This window comes from Prauserella rugosa (assembly GCF_000719975.1).
GTDB lineage: Bacteria > Actinomycetota > Actinomycetes > Mycobacteriales > Pseudonocardiaceae > Prauserella > Prauserella rugosa.
The window spans coordinates 105303-126592 of sequence record NZ_JOIJ01000003.1 but is presented as its reverse complement, the minus strand read 5'-3'; the positions used below and the strand labels follow the sequence as shown (position 1 = coordinate 126592).

At 70.1% G+C, this 21290-nt stretch carries 19 protein-coding genes; 12 read left to right on the top strand and 7 right to left on the bottom strand.

Annotation, left to right across the window (positions count from 1 at the left end; translation table 11 throughout):
* Window positions 1–178 precede the first annotated feature (178 nt).
* Window positions 179–1177, bottom strand: coding sequence for a nucleoside hydrolase (locus IF64_RS0105610; RefSeq protein ID WP_051757503.1), 999 nt, complete (start codon window positions 1175–1177; stop codon window positions 179–181).
* A 77-nt stretch (window positions 1178–1254) separates the two neighbouring features.
* Here IF64_RS0105610 and IF64_RS0105605 point away from each other — a divergent pair, with 77 nt between their 5' ends.
* Together IF64_RS0105605 and IF64_RS0105600 are read left to right on the top strand one after the other, a co-directional pair.
* A complete protein-coding gene (locus IF64_RS0105605; RefSeq protein WP_030530933.1) occupies window positions 1255–2010 on the top strand; it encodes an acyltransferase in 756 nt (251 codons plus the stop codon).
* 190 nt (window positions 2011–2200) lie between these two features.
* A complete protein-coding gene (locus IF64_RS0105600; protein WP_246134738.1) occupies window positions 2201–3529 on the top strand; it encodes a M14 family zinc carboxypeptidase in 1329 nt (442 codons plus the stop codon).
* A 155-nt stretch (window positions 3530–3684) separates the two neighbouring features.
* On the opposite strand, the gene IF64_RS0105595 is transcribed toward IF64_RS0105600, so the two are convergent.
* Window positions 3685–4083 carry a cupin domain-containing protein gene (locus IF64_RS0105595; RefSeq protein WP_030530931.1) on the bottom strand — a complete coding sequence of 133 codons (399 nt, stop codon included), beginning with the start codon at window positions 4081–4083 and terminating at the stop codon, window positions 3685–3687.
* Between the two features lie 135 nt (window positions 4084–4218).
* Here IF64_RS0105595 and IF64_RS0105590 point away from each other — a divergent pair, with 135 nt between their 5' ends.
* The gene (locus IF64_RS0105590) at window positions 4219–5175 is read left to right on the top strand and encodes a GlxA family transcriptional regulator (protein ID WP_246134737.1); all 957 of its coding nucleotides are present in this window, start codon (window positions 4219–4221) and stop codon (window positions 5173–5175) included.
* Here the strand turns inward: IF64_RS0105590 and IF64_RS0105585 are convergent.
* Window positions 5145–6578, bottom strand: a complete 1434-nt coding sequence (locus IF64_RS0105585) for a short-chain fatty acyl-CoA regulator family protein (protein WP_030530929.1) — start codon at window positions 6576–6578, stop codon at window positions 5145–5147. The genes IF64_RS0105590 and IF64_RS0105585 overlap by 31 nt on opposite strands.
* A gap of 225 nt (window positions 6579–6803) precedes the next feature.
* On the opposite strand from IF64_RS0105585, the gene aceA reads away from it, so the two are divergent.
* The 3 genes from aceA to IF64_RS25910 all read left to right on the top strand — a co-directional run bounded on the left by aceA (window position 6804) and on the right by IF64_RS25910 (window position 10786).
* On the top strand, window positions 6804–8081 hold the full coding sequence (gene aceA / locus IF64_RS0105580; protein ID WP_030530928.1) for an isocitrate lyase: 1278 nt from the start codon (window positions 6804–6806) through the stop codon (window positions 8079–8081).
* A gap of 113 nt (window positions 8082–8194) precedes the next feature.
* Window positions 8195–9802 (top strand): malate synthase A, encoded by a 1608-nt coding sequence (gene aceB, locus IF64_RS0105575; RefSeq protein WP_030530927.1) that lies wholly within the window; start codon window positions 8195–8197, stop codon window positions 9800–9802.
* Window positions 9803–9967: 165 nt separating this feature from the next.
* Window positions 9968–10786 carry a hypothetical protein gene (locus tag IF64_RS25910; protein WP_051757502.1) on the top strand — a complete coding sequence of 273 codons (819 nt, stop codon included), beginning with the start codon at window positions 9968–9970 and terminating at the stop codon, window positions 10784–10786.
* 19 nt (window positions 10787–10805) lie between these two features.
* Here the strand turns inward: IF64_RS25910 and IF64_RS0105565 are convergent, their stop codons facing one another.
* The gene (locus IF64_RS0105565) at window positions 10806–11252 is read right to left on the bottom strand and encodes a MarR family winged helix-turn-helix transcriptional regulator (protein WP_030530925.1); all 447 of its coding nucleotides are present in this window, start codon (window positions 11250–11252) and stop codon (window positions 10806–10808) included.
* Window positions 11253–11368: 116 nt separating this feature from the next.
* Between IF64_RS0105565 and IF64_RS0105560 the strand changes: the two genes are divergently transcribed.
* Complete coding sequence (locus IF64_RS0105560; RefSeq protein WP_030530924.1) at window positions 11369–11767, top strand: DUF5313 family protein; 399 nt, start codon at window positions 11369–11371, stop codon at window positions 11765–11767.
* 381 nt (window positions 11768–12148) lie between these two features.
* A complete protein-coding gene (locus IF64_RS0105555) occupies window positions 12149–12949 on the top strand; it encodes a serine protease (RefSeq protein ID WP_030530923.1) in 801 nt (266 codons plus the stop codon).
* Window positions 12950–13036: 87 nt separating this feature from the next.
* Here the strand turns inward: IF64_RS0105555 and IF64_RS0105550 are convergent, their stop codons facing one another.
* On the bottom strand, window positions 13037–14299 hold the full coding sequence (locus tag IF64_RS0105550) for a glycosyltransferase family 4 protein (RefSeq protein ID WP_030530922.1): 1263 nt from the start codon (window positions 14297–14299) through the stop codon (window positions 13037–13039).
* Between the two features lie 148 nt (window positions 14300–14447).
* Here IF64_RS0105550 and IF64_RS0105545 point away from each other — a divergent pair, with 148 nt between their 5' ends.
* Complete coding sequence (locus tag IF64_RS0105545; RefSeq protein ID WP_051757501.1) at window positions 14448–16226, top strand: glycoside hydrolase family 2 protein; 1779 nt, start codon at window positions 14448–14450, stop codon at window positions 16224–16226.
* A gap of 40 nt (window positions 16227–16266) precedes the next feature.
* Here IF64_RS0105545 and IF64_RS0105540 read toward each other — a convergent pair whose 3' ends face one another.
* Window positions 16267–16506: a hypothetical protein gene (locus IF64_RS0105540; RefSeq protein WP_030530920.1), complete on the bottom strand. Its 240-nt coding sequence runs from the start codon at window positions 16504–16506 to the stop codon at window positions 16267–16269.
* Window positions 16503–17483: a TrbL/VirB6 family protein gene (locus IF64_RS27620; protein WP_211252533.1), complete on the bottom strand. Its 981-nt coding sequence runs from the start codon at window positions 17481–17483 to the stop codon at window positions 16503–16505. The genes IF64_RS0105540 and IF64_RS27620 overlap by 4 nt, the downstream gene beginning before the upstream one ends.
* Window positions 17484–17658: 175 nt before the next feature.
* Here IF64_RS27620 and IF64_RS27010 point away from each other — a divergent pair, with 175 nt between their 5' ends.
* The 3 genes from IF64_RS27010 (at window position 17659) to ggt (ending at window position 21268) form a co-directional block, all read left to right on the top strand.
* Entirely contained in the window at window positions 17659–18297 is a 639-nt protein-coding gene (locus IF64_RS27010) for a hypothetical protein (protein WP_051757500.1), read from the top strand.
* Window positions 18294–19187 carry an SRPBCC family protein gene (locus tag IF64_RS0105525; RefSeq protein ID WP_051757499.1) on the top strand — a complete coding sequence of 298 codons (894 nt, stop codon included), beginning with the start codon at window positions 18294–18296 and terminating at the stop codon, window positions 19185–19187. Before IF64_RS27010 ends, IF64_RS0105525 begins: the two co-directional genes overlap by 4 nt.
* Before the next feature lie 176 nt (window positions 19188–19363).
* The gene (gene ggt, locus IF64_RS0105520; RefSeq protein WP_030530916.1) at window positions 19364–21268 is read left to right on the top strand and encodes a gamma-glutamyltransferase; all 1905 of its coding nucleotides are present in this window, start codon (window positions 19364–19366) and stop codon (window positions 21266–21268) included.
* Window positions 21269–21290 lie beyond the last annotated feature (22 nt).

The window sequence follows — 21290 nt, the reverse complement described above, 5'->3', positions numbered from 1 at the left end:
GCGGCGAAGCGGCCGTGGCCGCGGGCGTCGGTCACCTTCGTCGACTCCGATGTCTCTACAGTTCCGATATCTCTACGGTCTGGGATCTCTGCTCTGTCCGGACGTTGCTGCGCCTTCCGGGGTCACCCGGCCTCCCGGTCGTGCCGGTCGCCCCGGTGTGCGGCCCTCGAGGCCATGGTCACAGGGTACGGAGCCGATCTTCTCCCGGCACGTTCGCGTCCGTGCGCAGGCCGGCCAGCAGCTGGGCGCGCAGCTGGTCCAGATCGGCGTCCACGGCCACCTCGGTCTCGGCGCCGGTCTCGCTCTCCGCGGACGCGGCCCTGAGCGCGGGCAGCCTGCGATCGGCGTAGGTGGCGCCTCTTCCCGGTCCGAACGAGCACTCGACCTGCACCGCAACGCGTTCGGTCCGCAGCGTGCCCGGGCGGATCGCCTCGGCGACGGCCACGGCGTCGTGCAGCACCATTCCGTCCCAGCCGAGAGCGCCGCGGTAGTGCTCGCGGTAGTCGGGGGTGAGCGCGTCGAGTGCGGTGCCGATCGGCCCGGAGGTGCCCAGTTCGGTCATCCACGCGGCGTCGACGGCGCAGCGGTAGGTCAGGTCCATGGGCACGAGCACGCACGGCGCCTCGCCTCCGGTGAGGACGCGGTGGGCCGCCTCGGGGTCGCTCCAGATGTTGAACTCGGCGGCGGCCGTGGTGTTGCCGTGGCCGAGCGCGCCGCCCATGATCACGATGCGGGCGATCTTCTCCGCGGCTGCCGGGTGGGCGGCCAGCAGTGCGGCGATGTTGGTCAACGGGCCGATGGGTGCGATGGTCACCGGTTCGTCCGAGGCGGCCAGCAGGTCGGCCATGAGCGTGACCGCGTCGCGCTCGTCGAGCGGACGGCTCGGCTCGGGCAGGGCGTGCGACCGGCCGGACAGTCCGTCGGCGCCGTGGACGTAGCGCGCCTCGTTCGGATGCCGGTGGACCAGCGGCCGCTGGGCGCCCGCCGCCACGGGCACGTCGTCGCGTCCGCAGAGCGCCAGCACCCGCCGGGCGTTGATCGTCGTCGCCGCGAGCGGGACGTTGCCGTACACCGACGTCACGCCCAGCAGGTCGACCTCGTCGCTGAGGGCTGCCAGCGCGATGGCGAAGGCGTCGTCCACGCCGGGGTCGGTGTCGATGATCAACTTCGTGGGCACGGGTTCTCCTCGCGTCCGGCTCGGGTGTCGGTCTGCCTGTCACCGACAAGGCTAGGGCGGTCGTTACTCTCGGCCCCATGACGTCGATGTGGGGTTCGCCCGTGCTGCACCGCGTGCAGGCCTGGCGCAGGACGCGCAAGGATCCGGGGCAGGCTCGGTTCCTGACGAAGGATTCGCTGCGCTGGGTGCTGCGCAACCGCGCCTACACGCCCTGGTACCTGGTGCGGTACTGGCGGCTGCTCAAGTTCCGCGTCGCGAATCCGCACATCGTGTTGCGTGGCATGGTGTTCCTCGGCAGGAACGTCGAGATCCACGCGCGCCCGGGCTACGGGCGCATGGAGATCGGCCGGTGGGTGCACATCGGCGACGGCAATGCGATCCGCTGCCACGAGGGCTCCCTGCGGATCGGGGACAAGACGGTGTTCGGCAGGCAGAACGTCCTCAACGGTTACCTGGACATCGAGATCGGCGCCGCCTCCATCATCGCCGACTGGGTCTACGTCACCGACTTCGACCACGTCACCACCGACATCACCGTGCCGATCAAGGACCAGGGCATCGTCAAGGCGCCGGTGCGGATCGGCCCGGACACGTGGATCGGCACGAAGGTGTCCGTGCTGAAGGGGACCCGGGTCGGGCGTGGCTGTGTGCTCGGTGCACACGCCGTCGTGCGCGGCGACATTCCGGACTACGGCATCGCGGTGGGGGCGCCCGCGCGCGTCGTGCGCGACCGCAGGGCCGATTACGAGGCCGACGCCGAGCGCCGCGAGGCGGTCCGGGACATGGCCCGCAAGGCCGACGAGGCGCTCCAGCAGAGCCTTGAGGAGTCCTGAGCCGGTTCGTCCGGGGCCGCGTGCATGGCGGCGGCGGGCGACGTGACATGTCCCGATTCGGTGGATTGGTCCCTTCCACCCCAAGTGATTAGCTGTTATAACTAACTTTCACGGTGGCGCCACCACGACATGTCCGTGCTCGGTCCCGCGGCAGGGCTGTGGGACCGGCCGACCCTGCGTGAGGAGTGCCGTGTCCAGACCCACACGTTCGCTGGCGGCTGCCGCACTGGCCGGAGCCACCGTGCTCTCCCTGGCCACCGCGATGCCGGCGGCGGCCCAGTCGTCCGCCGCCACAACGCAGCCCAACAGCCCCACCAGCGCAGCGCAGCCGAACAGCACAGCGCAGCCGAACACGGGGGCGCCCGCGGCGGGCAAGTGCAGCGACGAGCCGCAGGACCTGCCCATCCACGAGTTCACCGACCACCGTGAGCTCGGCATCGAGCTCGACCGGATCGAGCGGGTCTCCGGCGGGCGCGTCGAGGTCGAGGAGATCGGCCGCAGCAACCAGGACCGTGAGATCTGGTCGGCCCGCGTCGGCCACGGCCCCAAGTCGGTGCTGCTGACCAGCGAGATCCACGGCAACGAGAAGGTCGGCACCGACGCCCTGCTGCGCCTGCTCGACTTCGTGGGCACGAGCGACAGCGCGAAGGCGCAGAAGTGGCGCAGCGAGCTGACGATCGTCGCCATCCCGAAGATGAACCCCGACGGTGCCGAACTCGACCGCCGCGGCAACGACATGACCTGGGACGAGGTCGTCGAGGAGTACCCGCAGCTGGCCGACGCCGAGCCGGCGTGGAACTACTACACCGAGCCGCGTCAGGGCGACGACTACTCGCAGCGTCCCGGTTTCGACATCAACCGCGACTACAACCCGGACCTGTCCTACGAGCCGAAGCCCGAGGACCTTCCCGGTGAGTCGGCCGACACCGGCTGGTTCCTCTCGCCGGAGACGCGTGCGGTGCGGGACGTCTACGTCGACCTGACCGAGGAGTTCGGCAAGGTCGACACCTATGTGGACCTGCACCACCAGGGCGCCTGCTACGTCATGCCCGACGACCCGGACCGGTTCGTCACCATGTCGATCTCGGGCAAGTTCGTCGACGACCCGGCCACGACGCCGGGCTACGAGCAGTACGCCGACGACTACGACCTCGACTACGCCAAGCAGCTGAACGTCGCGACCTACAACGCGCTGCAGGCGAAGGCGAACGACAACCCGTTGTTCGGCAACATCACGCTCTACCCGCAGGACACGAACCTGCCGGGCACGGGCCTGGGGTCGTTCGCGCTCAACGGCAGTGGTGCGGTGCTCTACGAGGTGCGGGGCCAGACGCAGACGCTCGGACAGAAGTACCGGGAGCAGCTGACCAAGACCGTCTACTTCGGTCTCGAGGGCATGCTGTCGTCGATCGCGACCGGGCAGGTGGACAACCTCGACCCGGCGGCCTACGACGCGATCCCGCCGCGCGGCCCGAGCATCGGTGACGCGGAAGCCACCGCGCGGGTCGACGAGCCGTAACCGGCCATCCGAACGGACCAGGGCGGGGCGGTGCACCGGGGACCCGGAGCACCGCCCTGCCCTGGTCCGTGCTGGTCGAACTCCTGACGCATCGAACCGATCGCGGCTGCGTGACCCGCCTCGTTCTGCCGCCTCGTTCTGCCGCCTCGGGCGGACTACGTGGGCAGGCCTGTCGTCGAGGTGATGTGGTCGGGCACGTCCCCGTCGTAGTCGCCGGTGCTCAGCGTTCCGGTCGGTTCGAGCAGCATGACCGACGCGCCGCCGGGTGACTCGGGGCAGTGCTCGACGCCGCGCGGCACGACGAACACGTCGTGCCGCGCGAGGTGCACCACCGACTCCGTGCCGTCCTGGCGGAGGCGGATGTCGAGCCGTCCGTCGAGCACGACGAACAACTCGTCGGTGTCCGGATGGGAGTGCCAGACGAACGTGCCCTCCATCTTCGCCACGCGGACGTCGTAGTCGTTGACCCGCGTGAGGATCCGCGGGCTCCAGTGCTCGTCGAACGAGGCCAGCACGGCATCGACGTTCGTCGCGTTGTTGCGGGTGGTGGACATGATCCGATCCTGCGTCTTGCACGCCGGGGCCGACAGTGCGAGAAACAACGCATGGCGCAAGATTCCTCGCACACGCGGGGTGAGGATGCACCGGGCGTTCGCCGTGCCGGACCGGGCGGGCGGAACCGTCACGTCGTGGGCGTGCTCGTCGACGAGGGCTCGAACCCCTTCGAGCTGGCCTGCCTGACCGAGGTGCTCGGGATCGACCGACCCGAGATCGGCGGGCTGCTCTACGACCTGCACCTGTGCGCCCGGCGACCTTCCGTGGGAATGCGGCAGGGTTTCTTCTCCATGACCGACGTCGCCGGCCTGTCTGCACTGCAGCACGCGGACACGGTCGTCGTCCCGAACCGCCCCGACACCACGCGTCCGCATCGTCCCGACGTGCTGGAGGCCATCGGCCGTGCCCACGCGCGGGGTGCGCGGCTGATCGGGATGTGCACCGGGGCGTTCACGCTGGCTGAAGCGGGAGTCGCGGACGGGCGGCGCGTCACCGTGCACTGGCAGTGGGCCGACGAGTTCCGCGGGCGGTATCCGCGGGTGCGCGTCGACGACGAGGTGCTGTTCGTCGACGACGGAGACATTCTCACCTCGGCAGGCAGCGCCGCGGCGCTCGACCTCGGACTGCACCTCGTGCGCCGTGACCACGGCGCCGAGGTCGGTGCCGCCGTCGCACGCCGTCTGGTGTTTCCCGGGCACCGTCCCGGCGGGCAGCGGCAGTTCGTCGAACGCCCCATGCCCCGCCGGGAGGAGAGCGTGCTCGCCGCGGTTCTCGCGTGGGCCGAGGACCGGGCGACCGGGCCGCTCACGGTCGCGGACCTGGCCGCCCGTGCGGGCATGAGCCCGGCGAACCTGCACCGCCGCTTCCGTGCCGAACTGGGCTGCACGCCCAACCAGTGGCTGACCGCGGTGCGGGTCGAACACGCCCGCAGGCTGCTGGAGACGACCGACCTCGCCGTCGACCGGATCGCCCACCGCAGCGGGCTGGGCACGGCCGCCAACCTCCGTACCCGCCTGGCCGAGCAGACGGGCCTCACGCCGACCGCCTATCGCTGCACCTATCAGTCCTCGGGTTTCGGCACGGCCGGGTAGGGCACGAACGTGCTGGTGTTCTCGTCGACCGTCAGCTGCTTGCCGATGTGCGGGAACGCGCGCTGCGGGCAGGCGGGACGTTCGCAGACCTTGCAGCCCATGCCGATCGGGGTGGCCGCCGTGCGGTCGTCGAGGTCGAGACCCGCGGAGTAGACCAACCTGCGAGCGTGCCGCAGTTCGCAGCCGAGGCCGACCGAGAACGTCTTGCCGGGGCTGGCGTAGCCGCCCACGTTGCGCGAGATGGTGCGCGCGATCCAGAAGTAGCTCTTGCCGTCCGGCAGCGTCGCCACCTGCGTGATGATCTTGCCCGGCGAGGTGAAGGCCTCGTAGATGTTCCACAGCGGACACGCGCCACCCACGCGGGAGAAGTGGAATCCCGCCGCGGACTGGCGTTTCGACATGTTGCCCGCCCGGTCCACGCGGACGAACGAGAACGGCACGCCGCGTGCCTTCGGCCGTTGCAACGTCGAGAGCCGATGGCACACCGTCTCGAAACCCACGCCGAACTCGTCGCACAGGCGCTCGATGTCGTAGCGGTACTTCTCCGCCGTCGACAGGAACGGCCCGTACGGCAGGATCAGCGCACCTGCGAAGTAGTTGGCCAGGCCCACCCGCGCGAGCGACCGCGCCGCGGGACCGGAGAACGCCCACGAGTCGGCGAGTTCGGTGATCAGGTCGTCGTACTCCAGCAACGCGATCTGGGAGGCCATCCGGAACGCCCGCTGGCCGATCCGCAGGCTGGGCGCCAACCGCAGCACCTTCGCGTCGGGCTCGTAGCGGTGCTGCTGGCCTGCCGATTCGTCGATGCCGTCGCTCGTGACCTGCACCCCGTAGTGGTCGGTGAGCCGGTCGAGCAGCGTGCGGTGCACGGTCTCCCCGCGGCGCAGCCCCATGTCGGAGGCCATGCGTTCGGCACGTTCGTCGAGTTCGCCGACGTAGTTCTCCCGCTCGTAGAAGAAGTCGCGCACCTCCTCGTGCGGCAGGGGAGCGGCGGCGCTGCCGTGCTGGCCCATGCCGTTCTCGGTGACCAGTGCCGCCGTCGTCTCGACGGCGTTGCGATAGGTGCGGTGCAGCTTGACCAGCGCCGAGGCGATGCCGGGCAGGTTCGAAGCCAGCTCGTTGAGCTCACTCGTGGTGGCCTCGATCCCGACGGCCTCGTCGAGCAGCGCCTCCTTGACGTCCGCGACCAGGCGTGCGGTGTCGGTGTTGGCGAAGAACTCGGTGTCGACCCCGAACGCCTCGGTGATGCGCAGGAGCACCGGAACCGTCAGCGGACGGGAGTTGTGCTCGATCTGATTGAGGTAGCTGGGCGAGATGTCGAGCAGTCTGGCCATGTCGGCCTGGCTCATCGAGCGGCTCTCCCGCAGATGACGCAGTTTCCCGCCGGCGAAAGTCTTGTCCACCGCAGCCTCGCGTTCCGTAGATCTTCCGGACCGAAACGGTCAAGTAACCGGTTCAGTCGCCGTCTTTTCCCGTTGGTGTGAACGCCGGGTTCACAACCTTCGCAACATCGTACGGAAATTTTGCAGAAATTTGCAAATTGGAGATGTGGCCGAGTTTTCGCAGCGCATGTCATGGTCTCTACACACAGCGAGTTAATCGCAAAGTTCGCAAAGGTGGAGAGTTCGATGGCACAGAACCTGGAGCAGACGGCTGCGGAGCTGCAGAAGAAGTGGGAGACCGACTCCCGCTGGAAGGGCGTGGAGCGGGCCTACACCGCGGCCGACGTGGCCAAGCTGCGCGGCAGCGTCGTGGAGGAGAACACGCTTGCTCGCCGGGGTGCCGAGAAGCTGTGGAACCTGCTGCACACCGAGGACTACGTGCACGCCCTCGGCGCGCTGACCGGTAACCAGGCCGTCCAGCAGGTCCGCGCCGGCCTGAAGGCGATCTACCTGTCCGGCTGGCAGGTCGCGGCCGACGCCAACCTCTCCGGCCAGACCTATCCGGACCAGAGCCTGTACCCGGCCAACTCGGTGCCTGCCGTCGTGCGCCGCATCAACAACGCGCTCGGCCGCGCCGACCAGATCACGTGGGCCGAGGGCGACACCAGCATCGACTGGTACGCCCCGATCGTCGCCGACGCCGAGGCGGGCTTCGGTGGTCCGCTCAACGCGTTCGAGCTGATGAAGGGCATGATCAACGCCGGTGCCGCGGGTGTGCACTGGGAGGACCAGCTGGCCTCCGAGAAGAAGTGCGGCCACCTGGGCGGCAAGGTCCTCATCCCGACCAAGCAGCACGTGCGCACCCTGAACGCCGCGCGCCTCGCCGCCGACGTCATGGACGTGCCGTCGCTGATCATCGCCCGCACCGACGCCGAGGCCGCGACGCTGATGACCAGCGACGTCGACGAGCGCGACCAGCAGTTCCTCACCGGGGAGCGCACCTCGGAGGGCTTCTACAAGGTCCGCAACGGCATCGAGCCCTGCATCGAGCGGGCCAAGGCCTACGCGCCGTACTCCGACCTCATCTGGATGGAGACCGGCACGCCGGACCTGGAGATGGCGCGCAAGTTCGCCGAGGCCGTCAAATCCGAGTACCCGGACCAGATGCTGGCCTACAACTGCTCGCCGTCGTTCAACTGGAAGAAGCACCTCGACGACGACACGATCGCGCGTTTCCAGCGTGAGCTCGGCGCCATGGGCTTCAAGTTCCAGTTCATCACGCTGGCCGGCTTCCACGCGCTGAACTACTCGATGTTCGACCTGGCCTACGGCTACGCCCGCAACGGCATGTCGGCCTACGTCGACCTCCAGGAGAAGGAGTTCGGCTCGGAGGAGCGCGGCTACACGGCCACCAAGCACCAGCGCGAGGTCGGCACCGGTTGGTTCGACCTGGTGTCCACCGCCCTGAACCCGGAGAGCTCCACCACGGCGCTCACCGGTTCGACCGAGGAAGCCCAGTTCTGAGGGCACCTTCCCCCTGACGCGGGGTGGGCCGGTCACGTCCGATCCGGCCGGCCCGCCCCGCGCCTTCGCCACCCACTCCGCGTCCGGAGTGTCCGCCCGAGAGGGGTCCGATCATGGCTGACAGGTTCGACCACAGGCTGACCGTCACCGGCGAGACTGCCGACCGGTTCGACGAGATCCTCACGCCCGCCGCCCTCGCGTTCGTCGCGAAGCTGGACAACGCCTTCGCCGAGCGCCGCAGGGAACTGCTCGACGAGCGGCGTCGCCGCCGCGAGCGCATCGCCGCGGGCGAGGAGACACTCGACTTCCTCGCCGAGACGGCCGCGATCCGTGCGGACTCCTCCTGGCAGGTAGCAGCTCCGGCCCCGGGCCTCGAGGACCGGAGGGTGGAGATCACCGGGCCCACCGACCGCAGGATGACGGTCAACGCCCTGAACTCGGGCGCGAAGGTGTGGCTGGCCGACTTCGAGGACGCGACGTCGCCGACGTGGCACAACGTCGTCGGTGGCCAGCTGAACCTCTACGACGCCATCCGCAGGAACATCGACTTCGAGGCCGGTGGCAAGCGGTACGTCATCGGGGAGAACCCCGCCACGCCCGTCGCCCGCCCGCGCGGATGGCACCTGGTGGAGAAGCACGTCCGCATCGACGGGCGGCCGGTGTCGGCGAGCCTGTTCGACTTCGGCCTGTACTTCTTCCACAACGCCAAGCGGCTCGTCGCGAAGGGCCTCGGCCCGTACTTCTACCTGCCGAAGCTCGAGAGCCACCACGAGGCGCGGCTGTGGAACGACGTCTTCCGCCTCGCGCAGCGCGAGATCGGCCTGCCGCAGGGCACGATCAGGGCCACGGTGCTGATCGAGACGATCACCGCGGCGTTCGAGATGGACGAGATCCTGTACGAACTGCGCGAACACGCCGCAGGGCTGAACGCGGGCCGGTGGGACTACATCTTCTCGATGATCAAGACCTTCGGGCACGCGGGCGCGGACTTCGTGCTGCCCGACCGGGCCGACGTGACGATGACCGTGCCGTTCATGCGGGCCTACACCGAGCGGCTGGTGCAGACCTGCCACCGGCGCGGGGCCCACGCGATCGGCGGCATGGCCGCGTTCGTCCCGAGCCGTGACCCGGAGGCCAACGCCGTCGCGCTGGAGAAGGTCCGGGAGGACAAGCAGCGCGAGGCCACGGACGGCTTCGACGGCTCCTGGGTCGCCCACCCCGGCCTGGTTCCGACCTGCCGCGAGGTGTTCGACGGTGTGCTCGGCGACCGGCCGCACCAGCTCGACCGGACGCGGGAGGACGTCGACGTCACGGCGGCCGACCTGCTCGATGTCGCCAGTGCAGGCGGCGAGGTCACCGAGGACGGCGTGCGCGGCAACATCAACGTCGCGCTGCGCTACCTCGACGCGTGGTTGCGCGGCACGGGTGCCGCCGCGATCCACGGTCTGATGGAGGACGCGGCCACGGCCGAGATCGCCCGCTGCCAGGTGTGGCAGTGGCTGCGGCACGACACCAAGCTCACGGACGGCACCGCCCTCACGCGTGAGCTGGTCACGGAGTGGCTCGACGAGGAACTCGCCGCGGTGCGTGCCGATCTTGGGGATGAGACCCGGCTGTCCGACGCGCGCGAGATCTTCGTCGAGACCGCGCTCGGGGAGAAGCTTCCCGGCTTCCTCACCACGGGTGCATACGCGCGCTACCTGACCAACGCCACGGTCTGAGCAGCGCGAACGAAAGGGGCACCGTCTGCCGCGCTCCCGCCTCGCGGCAGACGGTGCCCCCTTTCTCGTGCGGGGCCCGGGCCGCTTCTTGTGGCGCCTGCTCGCGGGCGACACCGTTGCGGTCGTACCACCGCGGTGCCACCGGTGCAGTGCCAGGATGGTCCCATGACAGTGCCGCATCCGCCTCGGCCTCCCCAGCAGGGCCCGCATCACGGTGCGCAGCAGGCCCCGTTCCCGCAGCAGGCTCCGTTCCGGCCGCAGGGTTCGTACCGGCCGCAGGGTTCGTACCGGCCGCAGGGCGGGATGCCGCATCCGCCGCAGGCGTATCCGGCCCAGGCTCCGTATCCGCCGCACATGCCCGTCCGCCCGCCGGAACCTCCTCCGGAGCGGGTGCATCCGGCCGTGCTGGCGGGGGTCGTGGTATGGCGGCTGGTCGTGGCGGGGTGCGCGCTGTACGGCGTCGGAGACGCCACCGGCTGGACACGGAACTTCGAGGCGCTGAGCCAGCTCGCCAGCCTCGTGGCCGGCCTCGTGTTCGTCGGGCTGCTGCTGTATCCCCTGCTGACCGGCGGCAGGCGGCACGAGCCGGGCAGTCCGTGGCTGCGCGGTGCCACGACGGTCCTGCTGCTGCTCGTCGCGGGGGCGTACTTCGGCCTGATGGGCGGGGACGCCGACTACCTGCCGTTCGAGCACATCGCGACGCCGTTGCTGGTGCTGGTGGACTGGTGCTTCGTGGGCAGGAGCCAAGGCCGTGCGCGCTGGTGGCATCCGCTGACCTGGATCGCGTTCCCGCTGGCCTACCTCGTCTACTACCTCGCGGCGGGCCTGGACATCTATCCGTTCCTGGACGCCGGCGACGACGGCTTCGCCGGGACGATCGCCATGTTGCTCGTCGCGGTCGTCGCCGTCGGCTACCTGCTGTACGGGATCGGCCTGCTGAAGGAGGCGCTGGGCCGCTCGCTGCGGGCGAACGCCGCGGCGTGACGGCGCCCGTACCGCGTGGTCACGCGCGCGCGGCGGCGATGACGCGGTGCAGGGCGGAGTTGAGCCGTTCCAGGTCGGCCACGTCGATGCCCAGGCGTTCGACGACGCGGTAGGGGATCTTCTCCGCCTCGGCCCGCAGCGCCTCGCCCGCCGCGGTCAGCGAGACCTCCAGGGTGCGCTCGTCGCCCTGCCGGCGGCGCCGCGTGACGTAGTCGAGCGCCTCGAGGCGCTTGAGCAGTGGGGAGAGCGTCGCCGGCTCGGAGCAGAGGGTGTCGGCCAAGTCGCGGACCGAGCGCGGTGAGCGCTCCCACAGCGCGAGCAGCACGAGGTACTGCGGATGTGTCAGCCCGTGCGGTTCGAGCAGCGGCCGATAGACGCCCACGACGCTGCGCGCGGCGACCGACAGCGCGAAGCACACCTGGCGTTCCAGGGCCAGTGGGTCCTCACCCAGGTCGATCTCGGTCATCGCGCCTTCCTCGTCCGTCGGCCGGCCTCGTGTGCTGATCGGTCTCGTGTGCTGATCGGCCTCGGGTGTCGATCGGCCGGCTGATCGTTAGCGTACTAACTGTTAGCCTGTGCATCATGACCCGGCGCGGCGAACAGGTTCGGCCCAATCCCCTTCAGTGGCTTCGCTACTCGGTCGGCGGCCGGTTGCCGCAGCATCTCGCCCCGTGGGTGCTCAAGGATGCGACCGCGCGAGGGTGGCGGTGGCGGCTGGCCGCCCGCAACTGCGTGTACGTCCTGCCCCTCGCGTCGGTCTGGTTGCTCCTGCCGGGACCACTGGGGCTGCGGCTGTCGCTGTCGCTGATGGCGATCCTCGTCGGTGTCTTCTACTCGCAGGCCTACGGCGACGAGAGCGTCGAGCTGCGGGTCGCCAAGCACGGTTTCGAGTACGGCCAGGCACGCGCCATCCGCCAGGAGAAGGAGAAGGAGGCCGACGCGCAGGCGTGGGCCGACTACGAGGCCATCTACCGGTCCTGAGCCGAACCCGGACGCGCCTGCGCGGTGCTGATCGTGCTGCCGTGCTGCCGTGCCGGCGCAGTGGTGCCGTGTCCGGTTCGGACATGCTTTCGGCGTGGTGTGAACGGGCCGTTCGCGGCGTGGCCCGGCGGCGCACGTGATCCCTTTCGTACCGGTTCCGGGGCCGGGCACCTCCTTTCGGCGTGCCTCGTTGCCAGCCCATCGACCTGCTGATTCGGGACGAGATCCGGCGTGATGCACATCCGGCCGCCGAATGCAATCCCCTGGTGTTGCCAGTACTAACGTCGCTTGTCGGTGCCGAAGTTTTGCGTTGCTATGGGCGTGCGGTCAGTGACTTTCCCACCTGACTTTCACCTGACTTCCCAGATGGAGGTACATCCCATGGCTCGAACCGCACGCAAGGTGGCCCGCACCGCGGGTGTGGGTGTGGCTGCCCTCGCGCTCGGCCTCGGCTCGATCTCGATGGCGAACGCGGACGAGACCGGCGGCGTGACGCCGAACGTCGTCGGCGGCTCGCCGGCCGACATCTCCGAGTTCCCGTACGCGGTGGCGCTCACCGACTCGACGGGCTTCCAGTTCTGCGGCGGCTCGCTCATCGCCGAGGACAAGGTCCTCACCGCGGCGCACTGCGCCGACGGCCAGGACCCGTCCGACGTCGTGGCCGTGACCGGCCGCACCGACCTCACCACCGACGAGGGCACCGAGACCCCCGTCAGCGACATCTGGGTGCACCCCGACTACAGCTCGGTGACCTCGGGCGCCGACGTCGCCGTGCTGACCCTGTCGTCGCCGGTGTCGGGTGCCGAGACGATCGACCTGGCCTCGGGCACCGACGCGCCGGTCTACAGCCCGGGAAGCGACGCGACCGTGGCGGGCTGGGGCACCACGTCCGAGGGCGGTTCGGCCTCGGACACCCTGCTGCAGGGCACCGTCCCGGTCTCCTCCGACGAGGACTGCTCGTCGGCCTACGGCGGTGACTACGACGCCACGAGCATGGTCTGCGCAGGCCTGCCCGAGGGCGGCGTCGACGCCTGCCAGGGCGACTCCGGTGGGCCGCTGGTGGTCGACGGCGTGCTCGCCGGCGTCGTGTCGTGGGGCGAGGGCTGCGCGCGGCCCAACACCCCGGGCGTCTACGCCCGCGTCGGCACCTACGCCGACGAGATCTCCCAGCAGCTGAACTGATCGCGGGCAGAACCGGATCGCCTGCTGCGCGGCCGGTCCGTCGTGCAGGGACCGTGGGTGTCCCCGCACGACGGACGGCCCGGAGCCTCAGCTCTGCTCGAGGTCGAAGACGTTGCCCGTGGGGATCTTGGGACGGCTGAACTCCTGCGGTCCGCGCGGCGTGGTGCGGCGGTAGACGTCCGCGGTGCTGTCGGCGATCCGGGCCCAGTCGAAGTCCGCGGCCAATCGGGACTGCGCGGCCAGTGCCCGCCGTTCGGCCGCCTCGGTGTCGGCCAGCACGGTGTCCACGGCCCTGGTGATCGCGGGTACGTCGCCGGGGGCGAACGCCAGTCCCGTCTCGCCGTCGAGCACCACCTCGCCGAGTCCGCCCGCGGTCGAGGCCACGAGCGGCCTGCGTGCCGCCGCGGCCTCGAGCGCGACGATCCCGAAGGGTTCGTACCGGCTGGGGAGAACCACCGCGTCGGCGGCGGCGAGCACTGCGCGCAACGTGCGGTCGGGCAGGTGACCGACGAAGTCGACCTGGTCGTCGAGGTCGAGCTGGTGTGCCTGCGCCACGAGCTCGTCGTGGTGCCTGCCGACGCCCGCGACGACCAGGCGGGTGCCTTCGTGGCGGGCCCGCACCTCGGGCAGGGCGTCCAGCAGGTCCTGGACCCCCTTCTCCCATTCCAGCCTGCCGAAGTACAACAGCAGGGGCCCGCCGTTCGGACTGTGCCTGTCGCGTGCCGTCGTGATCTCCTCGTCGGAGACCTGCCAGCTGCGCTCCTCGATGCCGTTGTGGATCACGCTGATCGCGTCGGCGTCGACGTCGAACAGCTGAGCCACCTCGCTGCGCATGGCCTGGCTGCAGGTGATGAGGGCGTCGGCGCGGTTCGCCAGCCACCATTCCACGGAGTGCACCTGCTGGTTCAGTGGATGCGACAGCCATCCGGAGTGCCGCCCGGCCTCGGTGGCGTGGATGGTGCCGACCAGTGGCACACCCGCGGCGTCGGCGAGCGCGACCCCGGGGTTGGTGACCAGCCAGTCGTGCGCGTGCACGACGTCGGGTCGCCACTCGGCCAGCAGGGCATAGCCCGCGCGGGTCATCGCATGGCCCATCGACAGTGTCCAGGCGACCAGGTCGCGTTCGAAGGTGACGTGCAGCGGGTCCTCGGCCACGCGCACGATGCGCACGCCCTCGACCACGTCGTGGGAGGTCGGGTGGGTCTCGGCGTCGGTGCCCGCGACGTGCCGGCACAGCACGGTCACGTCGTGCCCTGCGGCCACCAGGTGGCGGGCCAGGGCGTGGACATGCCTGGCCAGGCCGCCGACCACGACCGGCGGGTACTCCCACGAGAGCATCAGCACGCGCATGGTTGGAGGTTACTCGCGAGTCGCATTCCGTGGAGCCGGGACCGCCCGCGGGTGAGACGCGAGCGACCCAGCAGCGTTGTTCGAGCGACCCAGCCACGTTGCGCGAGGAGGAGACCGCATCGCGGGCGGTCTGGAACGATCGGCGTCGATGAGTGCCGAACATGTCGCGGAGCCCGAGAACGAACCGTCGGCCGACACCCCGGCGGTCACCCTGACGACGCCGTGGACCGATCGGGTCGACTCCGACGATCCGCTGCCCGAACATCCCCGGCCCCAGCTCACCCGCGGGGACCGCTGGTGCTCGCTCAACGGCCGATGGGAGTTCACGAGCCTCGCCTCGGCCGGTGACGACCCGCCCACCGCCCGCCGTGAGCGGATCGTCGTGCCGTTCCCGCCGGAGTCCGCGCTCTCGGGAATCGGCCGCCGTGTCGAGCTCATGTGGTATCGGCGCACCTTCGACGTGCCCGGCGACTGGCGGGACGGACGCGTCGTGCTGCACTTCGGCGCGGTCGACCAGATCGCCACGGTGTGGGTGAACCACCAGCTCGTCGCCCGGCACGAAGGGGGATACACGCCGTTCGGCGTCGACATCACCGGCGTGCTGCGCGAGACGGGGGAGCAGGAGGTGCTCGTGCGTGCCGAGGACACCGGCAACAGCGGCACCTTCCCGGTCGGCAAACAGGCCAACCACCCCGAGGGGATTCTCTACACCGGCGCATCCGGCATCTGGCAGACGGTGTGGCTCGAGGCGGTCCCCACGTCCGGGGTGCGGCACCTCGACGTGACCTCCGACCTCGCGGGCTTCGACCTGACCGCGGAGCTGTACGCCACGCACCCCACCGGGCTCACCGTCGAGTACACCGTCGCGGACACGACCGTCACCGCGGCTCCGGGCGAACGCGTCCGTGTGGACGTCGCCGAACCGCGCCACTGGAGCCCCGACGATCCGCACCTCTACGACATCGCCGTGCGGGTGCGTGACGGCGACGGCGAGGTCGTGGACGAGGTGCGCAGCTACGGCGGCCTGCGCACGATCGGTCTCGCCCCCGACGCCCACGGCAGGCCGCGGATCACCCTCAACGGGTCCGTGACGTTCCTGCACGGCCCACTGGACCAGGGGTACTGGCCCGACGGGATCTACACCGCGCCCACCGACGAGGCGCTCCGGTTCGACCTCGAGCAGACCAAGGCCTACGGGTTCAACACCGTCCGCAAACACGTCAAGGTCGAACCGGCCCGCTGGTACCACTGGGCCGACCGCATCGGACTGCTCGTCTGGCAGGACATGCCGTCCCTGCCCGTCGTGCTCGACAACCCGCCCGGGCCACAGGCGCCGCCGGTCGCCACGGCGCGCGAACGCTTCGAAACCGAACTGGGGGAGATGGTCGCCGCCCTGCGCTCGGTGACCTCACTCGTCGTCTGGACCCCGTTCAACGAGGGCTGGGGCGAATACGACACCGAACGCATCACCACGGCCCTCATGGCCGCCGACCCGGCCCGCCTCGTCGTCGCCGACAGCGGCGTGAACTGCTGCCACTCCCATCCCGACACCGGAGCGGGCCACATCTACGACGACCACACCTACGTCGGTCCCGGGCGCCCGCTCGCCACCGACCACCGCGCCACCGCCGACGGCGAGTACGGCGGCCTCGGCCTCGTCGTCGACGGGCACACCTGGCCCGGCGATCCCATCGCCTACGAGATGACGGCCGACCACGACGAACTCACCCGCCGCTACGTCGAGGTCAGCGCCGAACTCCGCACCGTCGTCCGTGATCTCGGCCTGTCGGCCGCCGTCTACACCCAGACCACCGACGTCGAGAACGAGGTGAACGGACTGCTCACCTACGACCGCCGCGTGTTCAAAGTGGACATCGCGCGGGCCGTGGAGTGCAATCGCGCGGTGATCGCGGACGGTTCCCGGTGACAGTGGCGCCCCCACGCCGCACGTGGCGCGACAGGGCAGGTCAGGCGTCCCCGGGATCGTGCACGTCGGCGGCCGTGGTGTGGTCGACGTGGATGTCGAGATAACGGGTGTGGGCCCGTACCGGCTTCGGAAGCCCGGTGCGGTGCGTCACCGAGGTGGACGTCGGTTCGTCGGCGTCCCCGGTGATCGAGATACGGGTCTCGGGCTGTTCGAGAAAGGTGATCTCCCGGGCGCGGACGCTGGCGTGCACGGTCACATCGGCCCTCCGGCGGGCGTTCATTCGGTTCTCCTTCTGGGACGTGTCGGCCGGGAACGTGTCGAGGGTGTGCGCTGTGTGCGGCGGCGTCCACGCGCGGGCTCTTCCGGCTCGCGCCGATCCGCCGGGGCGTCCTCCCCGTCGCTGCCGTCGCTGTCGCTGTCGTTGCCGGCGTCGTCGCCGTCTCCGCTGCCGTTGCCGGCATCGCCACCGTCATCGCCACCCTCGTCGACGACGGCGCGTGCGCCCCGGCCCACCTGAGTGGCGGTCTCACCCGCGTCGGAACCGACGTTCTCCACGGCCTCGCCCGCGTCGGAACCGAGTTCCTCGATCCCCGAGCCCGCGCCCTCACCCACGTCGCGAACCGCGCCGCCGGCGCCTTCCCCGACGTCGCGAACGGCACCGCCGGCGCCTTCCCCCACGTCGCGAACCGCGCCGCCCGCGCCTTCGCCCACGTCGCGAACGGCACCCCCGGCTCCGGAACCAACCTCGCGAACCGCGTCCCCGGCGCCCGCTCCGACGTCCTCCACGGCACCGCCCGCGCCTTCACCGATGTGGTGCACCGCGGATCCCGCACCTTGGCCGACTTCCTCGGCCGCCCTGCCCACGCCGCGGGTGAGTTGTTCGAGGATCTGCGGGTTGCGGTCGATGGTCGTCAGAACCCGGTCCAGTATCGCCGCCACGTTGTCCAGGCGGACGGTCAGCTGGGCCTCTGCCTCGACACCGGTGATCCGCAGCGCGACCCGGCCGAGTTCGGCGTCGACGCCGACGTTGAGTTTGAGCAGATCCAGCACCTCGGCCTGCAAGGACACCTTGGCGCGCAGGTTCTCGACCTCGAGGCTGATCTCGTCGACCTTCACCTGCGGGACGTCGAGGTAGACGTCCGGATGTTCCTGGCTCGCCGCGGCAGGAAGGCCCGCACCGGGCACGTGCTCATCGAGGTCGTCGTGCTCGTCGTCGGTCCTGGCTTCGGACACTTCGGGATTCTCGTGCTCGGCCATGTGCGTGTCGTTCCTCGAGTCATCGTTCGCCGTCTCACGAGGTTCGGCGCATGGCGCTCCGACGAAACGCGCCCACACGAAGTGCTTTCCCGGCAAGGATTTTCGGAAGCACGATCGCGATTGGACGCCTGCGGGCAAGGGTAGGTCTGTCTCATCGCTCAGCAGGAGGTTGGCCATGAAGCGAGCACCCCGGACGTTCCTGGCGGTGGCGGCCGGCTACACGCTCGGTCGCGGCCGCCCCATGAAACTCGCGCTCGTGGCCGGTGGTGTACTGCTGGGCCGCCACCTCGCGGGTCAGGGTCAGGAACGAGACGAGCACGCTTCGGACCAGGGCGAGTCGCTCTCGTCGGGAGCCGGCCAGCTCACCGGTGCGTTCCGGGATCGCCTGCTCAGCGCGGCCAGAACGGCGGCAGTCACGGCGGCCAGCGAGGGGATCGATTCGCTGGGCGACAACCTGACCGAGCGTGCCAACAGCATCCGTGGCCGGCGAGCCGACACCTCCGGCTCCGACGACAGCACCAACGAGGGCACCGACAACGGCACCGACGAGGGCACCGACAACAGCGCCGACGAGGTGGGGGAAGACGCCGACGACGCATCCGGCTCCTCGGGCCGCTCCAGGAAGACGAGTTCGTCCAGGGCGAGTTCCTCCAAGGCGGGCGATGCCAAGGCGAACGAGGCCGAGGCGAACGAATCCAAGGCGGGCGATGCCAAGGCGAACGAATCCGAAGCGAACGAATCCAGGGGATCGCGCGCGCGATCCCCACGCAAGCCCAGGGCCCCGCGTAGCCCGGACACGGGCGGTGGGCGATGAGCACCGGGGAGCGCAGGCACGAGGATCGCCCCACTCTGCGGGAGGAGCTGCCGCTCGAGCACCTCACGGAAGCGGCGCAGGACCTGCTCGAGGCGTGGGTCTCGCGTGCCGTTGGTTCGGCGATCGGACGGATCACCGATCTCACCGCCTCGGTGACGAACCCCGAGGGTTCCGGTGCGAGCGCCGGCCTCTCCGGTGTGAAGGACCTGCTCCCGAATCCTCGGAAGGTGCTCGACATCGGTGTCGGCGGCATGAAGAACGGCGTGAAGAACGGCGTGAAGAACAGAGTGGAGGGCGCGGTGCGGCACGCGGTGGGCGGTGGTGGTGGTCAGCGAAAGGGCGGCGGGAAGGTCGTCAACATCGTGGAGGAGTGCGACGTCGGGTTGCCGCTGAGCGTCACCTACGACCAGTGGACCGCGTTCGAGGACTACCCCGGTTTCACCAGGAAGGTCGAGAAGGTCGAGCAGGAGTCGGACGAGAAACTCAGCTGGCGGGCGAAGATCTTCTTCTCCCACCGGGAGTGGGAGTCCACGATCGTCGAACAGGTTCCCGACGAGCGGATCGTGTGGAGATCCAGCGGTGCCAAGGGATACGTCGACGGCGCCGTGACGTTCCACGAGCTCGCGCCCACGTTGACCCGGATCCTGCTGGTCCTCGAGTACTACCCGCAGGGATTCGTCGAGAAGACGGCCAATCTCTGGCGCGCACAGGGCAGGCGCGTCCGCGCGGATTTCAAGCACATCAAGCGGCACATGATGACGCGCACGATCCTCGACCCCGACGCGGTCGAAGGGTGGCGCGGGGAGATCCGAGACGGGGAGGTCGTCCGGGCGGACGGCGAGGAACCCGACGACGGGAACGGGGACGCGGGCCGGGACTCCGACGACTGACACCGGACATGCCGGTTGCTGCCACCGACGGTCGACTCGCCGCCGGGCGTCTCCGTGCTTCTCAGGTGCTCCGAACGGACGTTGCCGTCGAAAGTTCCTTGTGGGCGCTTGGCGGTGACGCGACAATCTGACGCCCGGCGTCCTGCCGAACGGTCGCGAACCGAAGGAGCGCCCACATGCCGTCGATCCGCCCGCCACGTCCGCGCATCATCGCCGCCCTGTCGACCGTCGCCCTCGTCGGTGGAACCCTCGTCGCAGGAGCGGCGTCGGCGCACCCGGCGCACGATCCGGCCACCTACGACCGACCCGCGCACAACCAGACCGCGCAGAACCCCGCGCCTGGCCATGCCTTGCACGACGGTCGGAATCCCGGACAGAAGCAGTGGGTGGCCGAAGGGCGTGGCGGGGCCGTGAGCTCGGTGGACGCCGACGCCACGAAGATCGGCATCGACGTGCTGCGGCGCGGGGGCAATGCCACCGACGCGGCCGTGGCCACCGCGGCCGCACTCGGCGTCACCGAGCCCTACAGCCTCGGGCTCGGGGGAGGCGGCTTCTTCGTGCACTACGACGCCGCCCGCGACACCGTCGAAACCATCGACGGCCGCGAAACCGCACCGCAGGCGATGCCCCACGACGCGTTCATCGACCCGGACACCGGCCAGCCCTACGAGTTCTTCCCCGACATGGTCACCAGCGGCGCAGCCGTCGGCGTCCCCGGAACACCGGCCACCTGGGAGGCCGCGCTCGAGTCGTGGGGGAGCCGATCGCTGGGTGACCTGCTCGAACCCGCCGCCGACCTGGCCGAACGCGGATTCGACGTCGACCGGACGTTCCACGAGATGACGGTGGAGAACCAGGAACGTTTCGCCGCCATCCCGCCGACAGCGGAGCTGTTCCTGCCAGGAGGACAGGCACCGCCCGTCGGATCGACCTTCCGCAACCCCGACCTCGCCGACACCTACCGGCTCATCGCCGATGAGGGCATGGACGCCTTCTACGAGGGCGCGCTCGCCGACGAGATCGCCGACACCGTGCAGAACCCGCCCGTCACCGACGGCACCGACCTGCCCGTGCCGCCCGGCGAGATGACCAGCGACGACATCGCCGACTACGAGGTGCGCACCCCCGAACCGACCCGCCACGACTACCGCGGCTACGAGGTCGTCGGCATGGCCCCGCCCTCCAGCGGAGGACACACCGCGGGCGAAACCCTCAACATCCTCGAACAGTTCGACCTCGCCGCGATGCCGGCACCGGCAGCGCTGCATCACTACCTCGAAGCGTCCGCACTGGCCTACGCCGACCGCGCGGCCTACAGCGGCGACCCGGAGTTCGTCGACGTCCCCACCGGCGAACTCCTCTCCGACGAGTTCGCCGCCGAACGGGCCTGCCGGATCGACCCGGACACCGCCGCCGAGAAGCCGGTGCCGTCCGGCGATGCGGACGGTGACTACGACCCGGCCTGCGACGGGTCGACCGGACCCAGCGCCGACCGGCCCGACACCGAAGGGCCCTCCACGACCCACCTCAGCGTCACCGACCGCTGGGGCAACGTGGTGTCCTACACCCTCACCATCGAACAGACCGGCGGCAGCGGCATCACCGTCCCGGGGCGCGGCTTCCTGCTCAACAACGAACTCACCGACTTCAGTCACGTCTACGACGACACCGACCCCAACCGCATCGAAGGCGGCAAACGCCCCCGCTCGTCGATGACCCCGACGATCGTGTTCGCCGAAGGGAAGCCGTGGCTCGCGGTCGGCTCACCCGGCGGTTCGACGATCATCACGACCGTCACGCAAACCCTGCTGAACCGCATCGACCTCGGCATGGACCTGCCCGACGCCGTCGCCGCACCACGCGCCTATCAGCACAACACCGCCACCGTCACCGCCGAACCCGCCTTCGCCGACGCCTACGGCGACCAGCTGGCACAACGCGGCCACGAACTCGGCGAGACCTCCTCGATCGGGGTCGTGGCCGCGATCGAACTGCTGCCCGACGGCAGAGCCCAGGCCGTCGCCGAACCCGAACGCCACGGAGGAGGATCCGCCGCCGTCGTCCACCCCACGCGCCGGTGAGCGAAGCCCCGGCCGGTGCTGC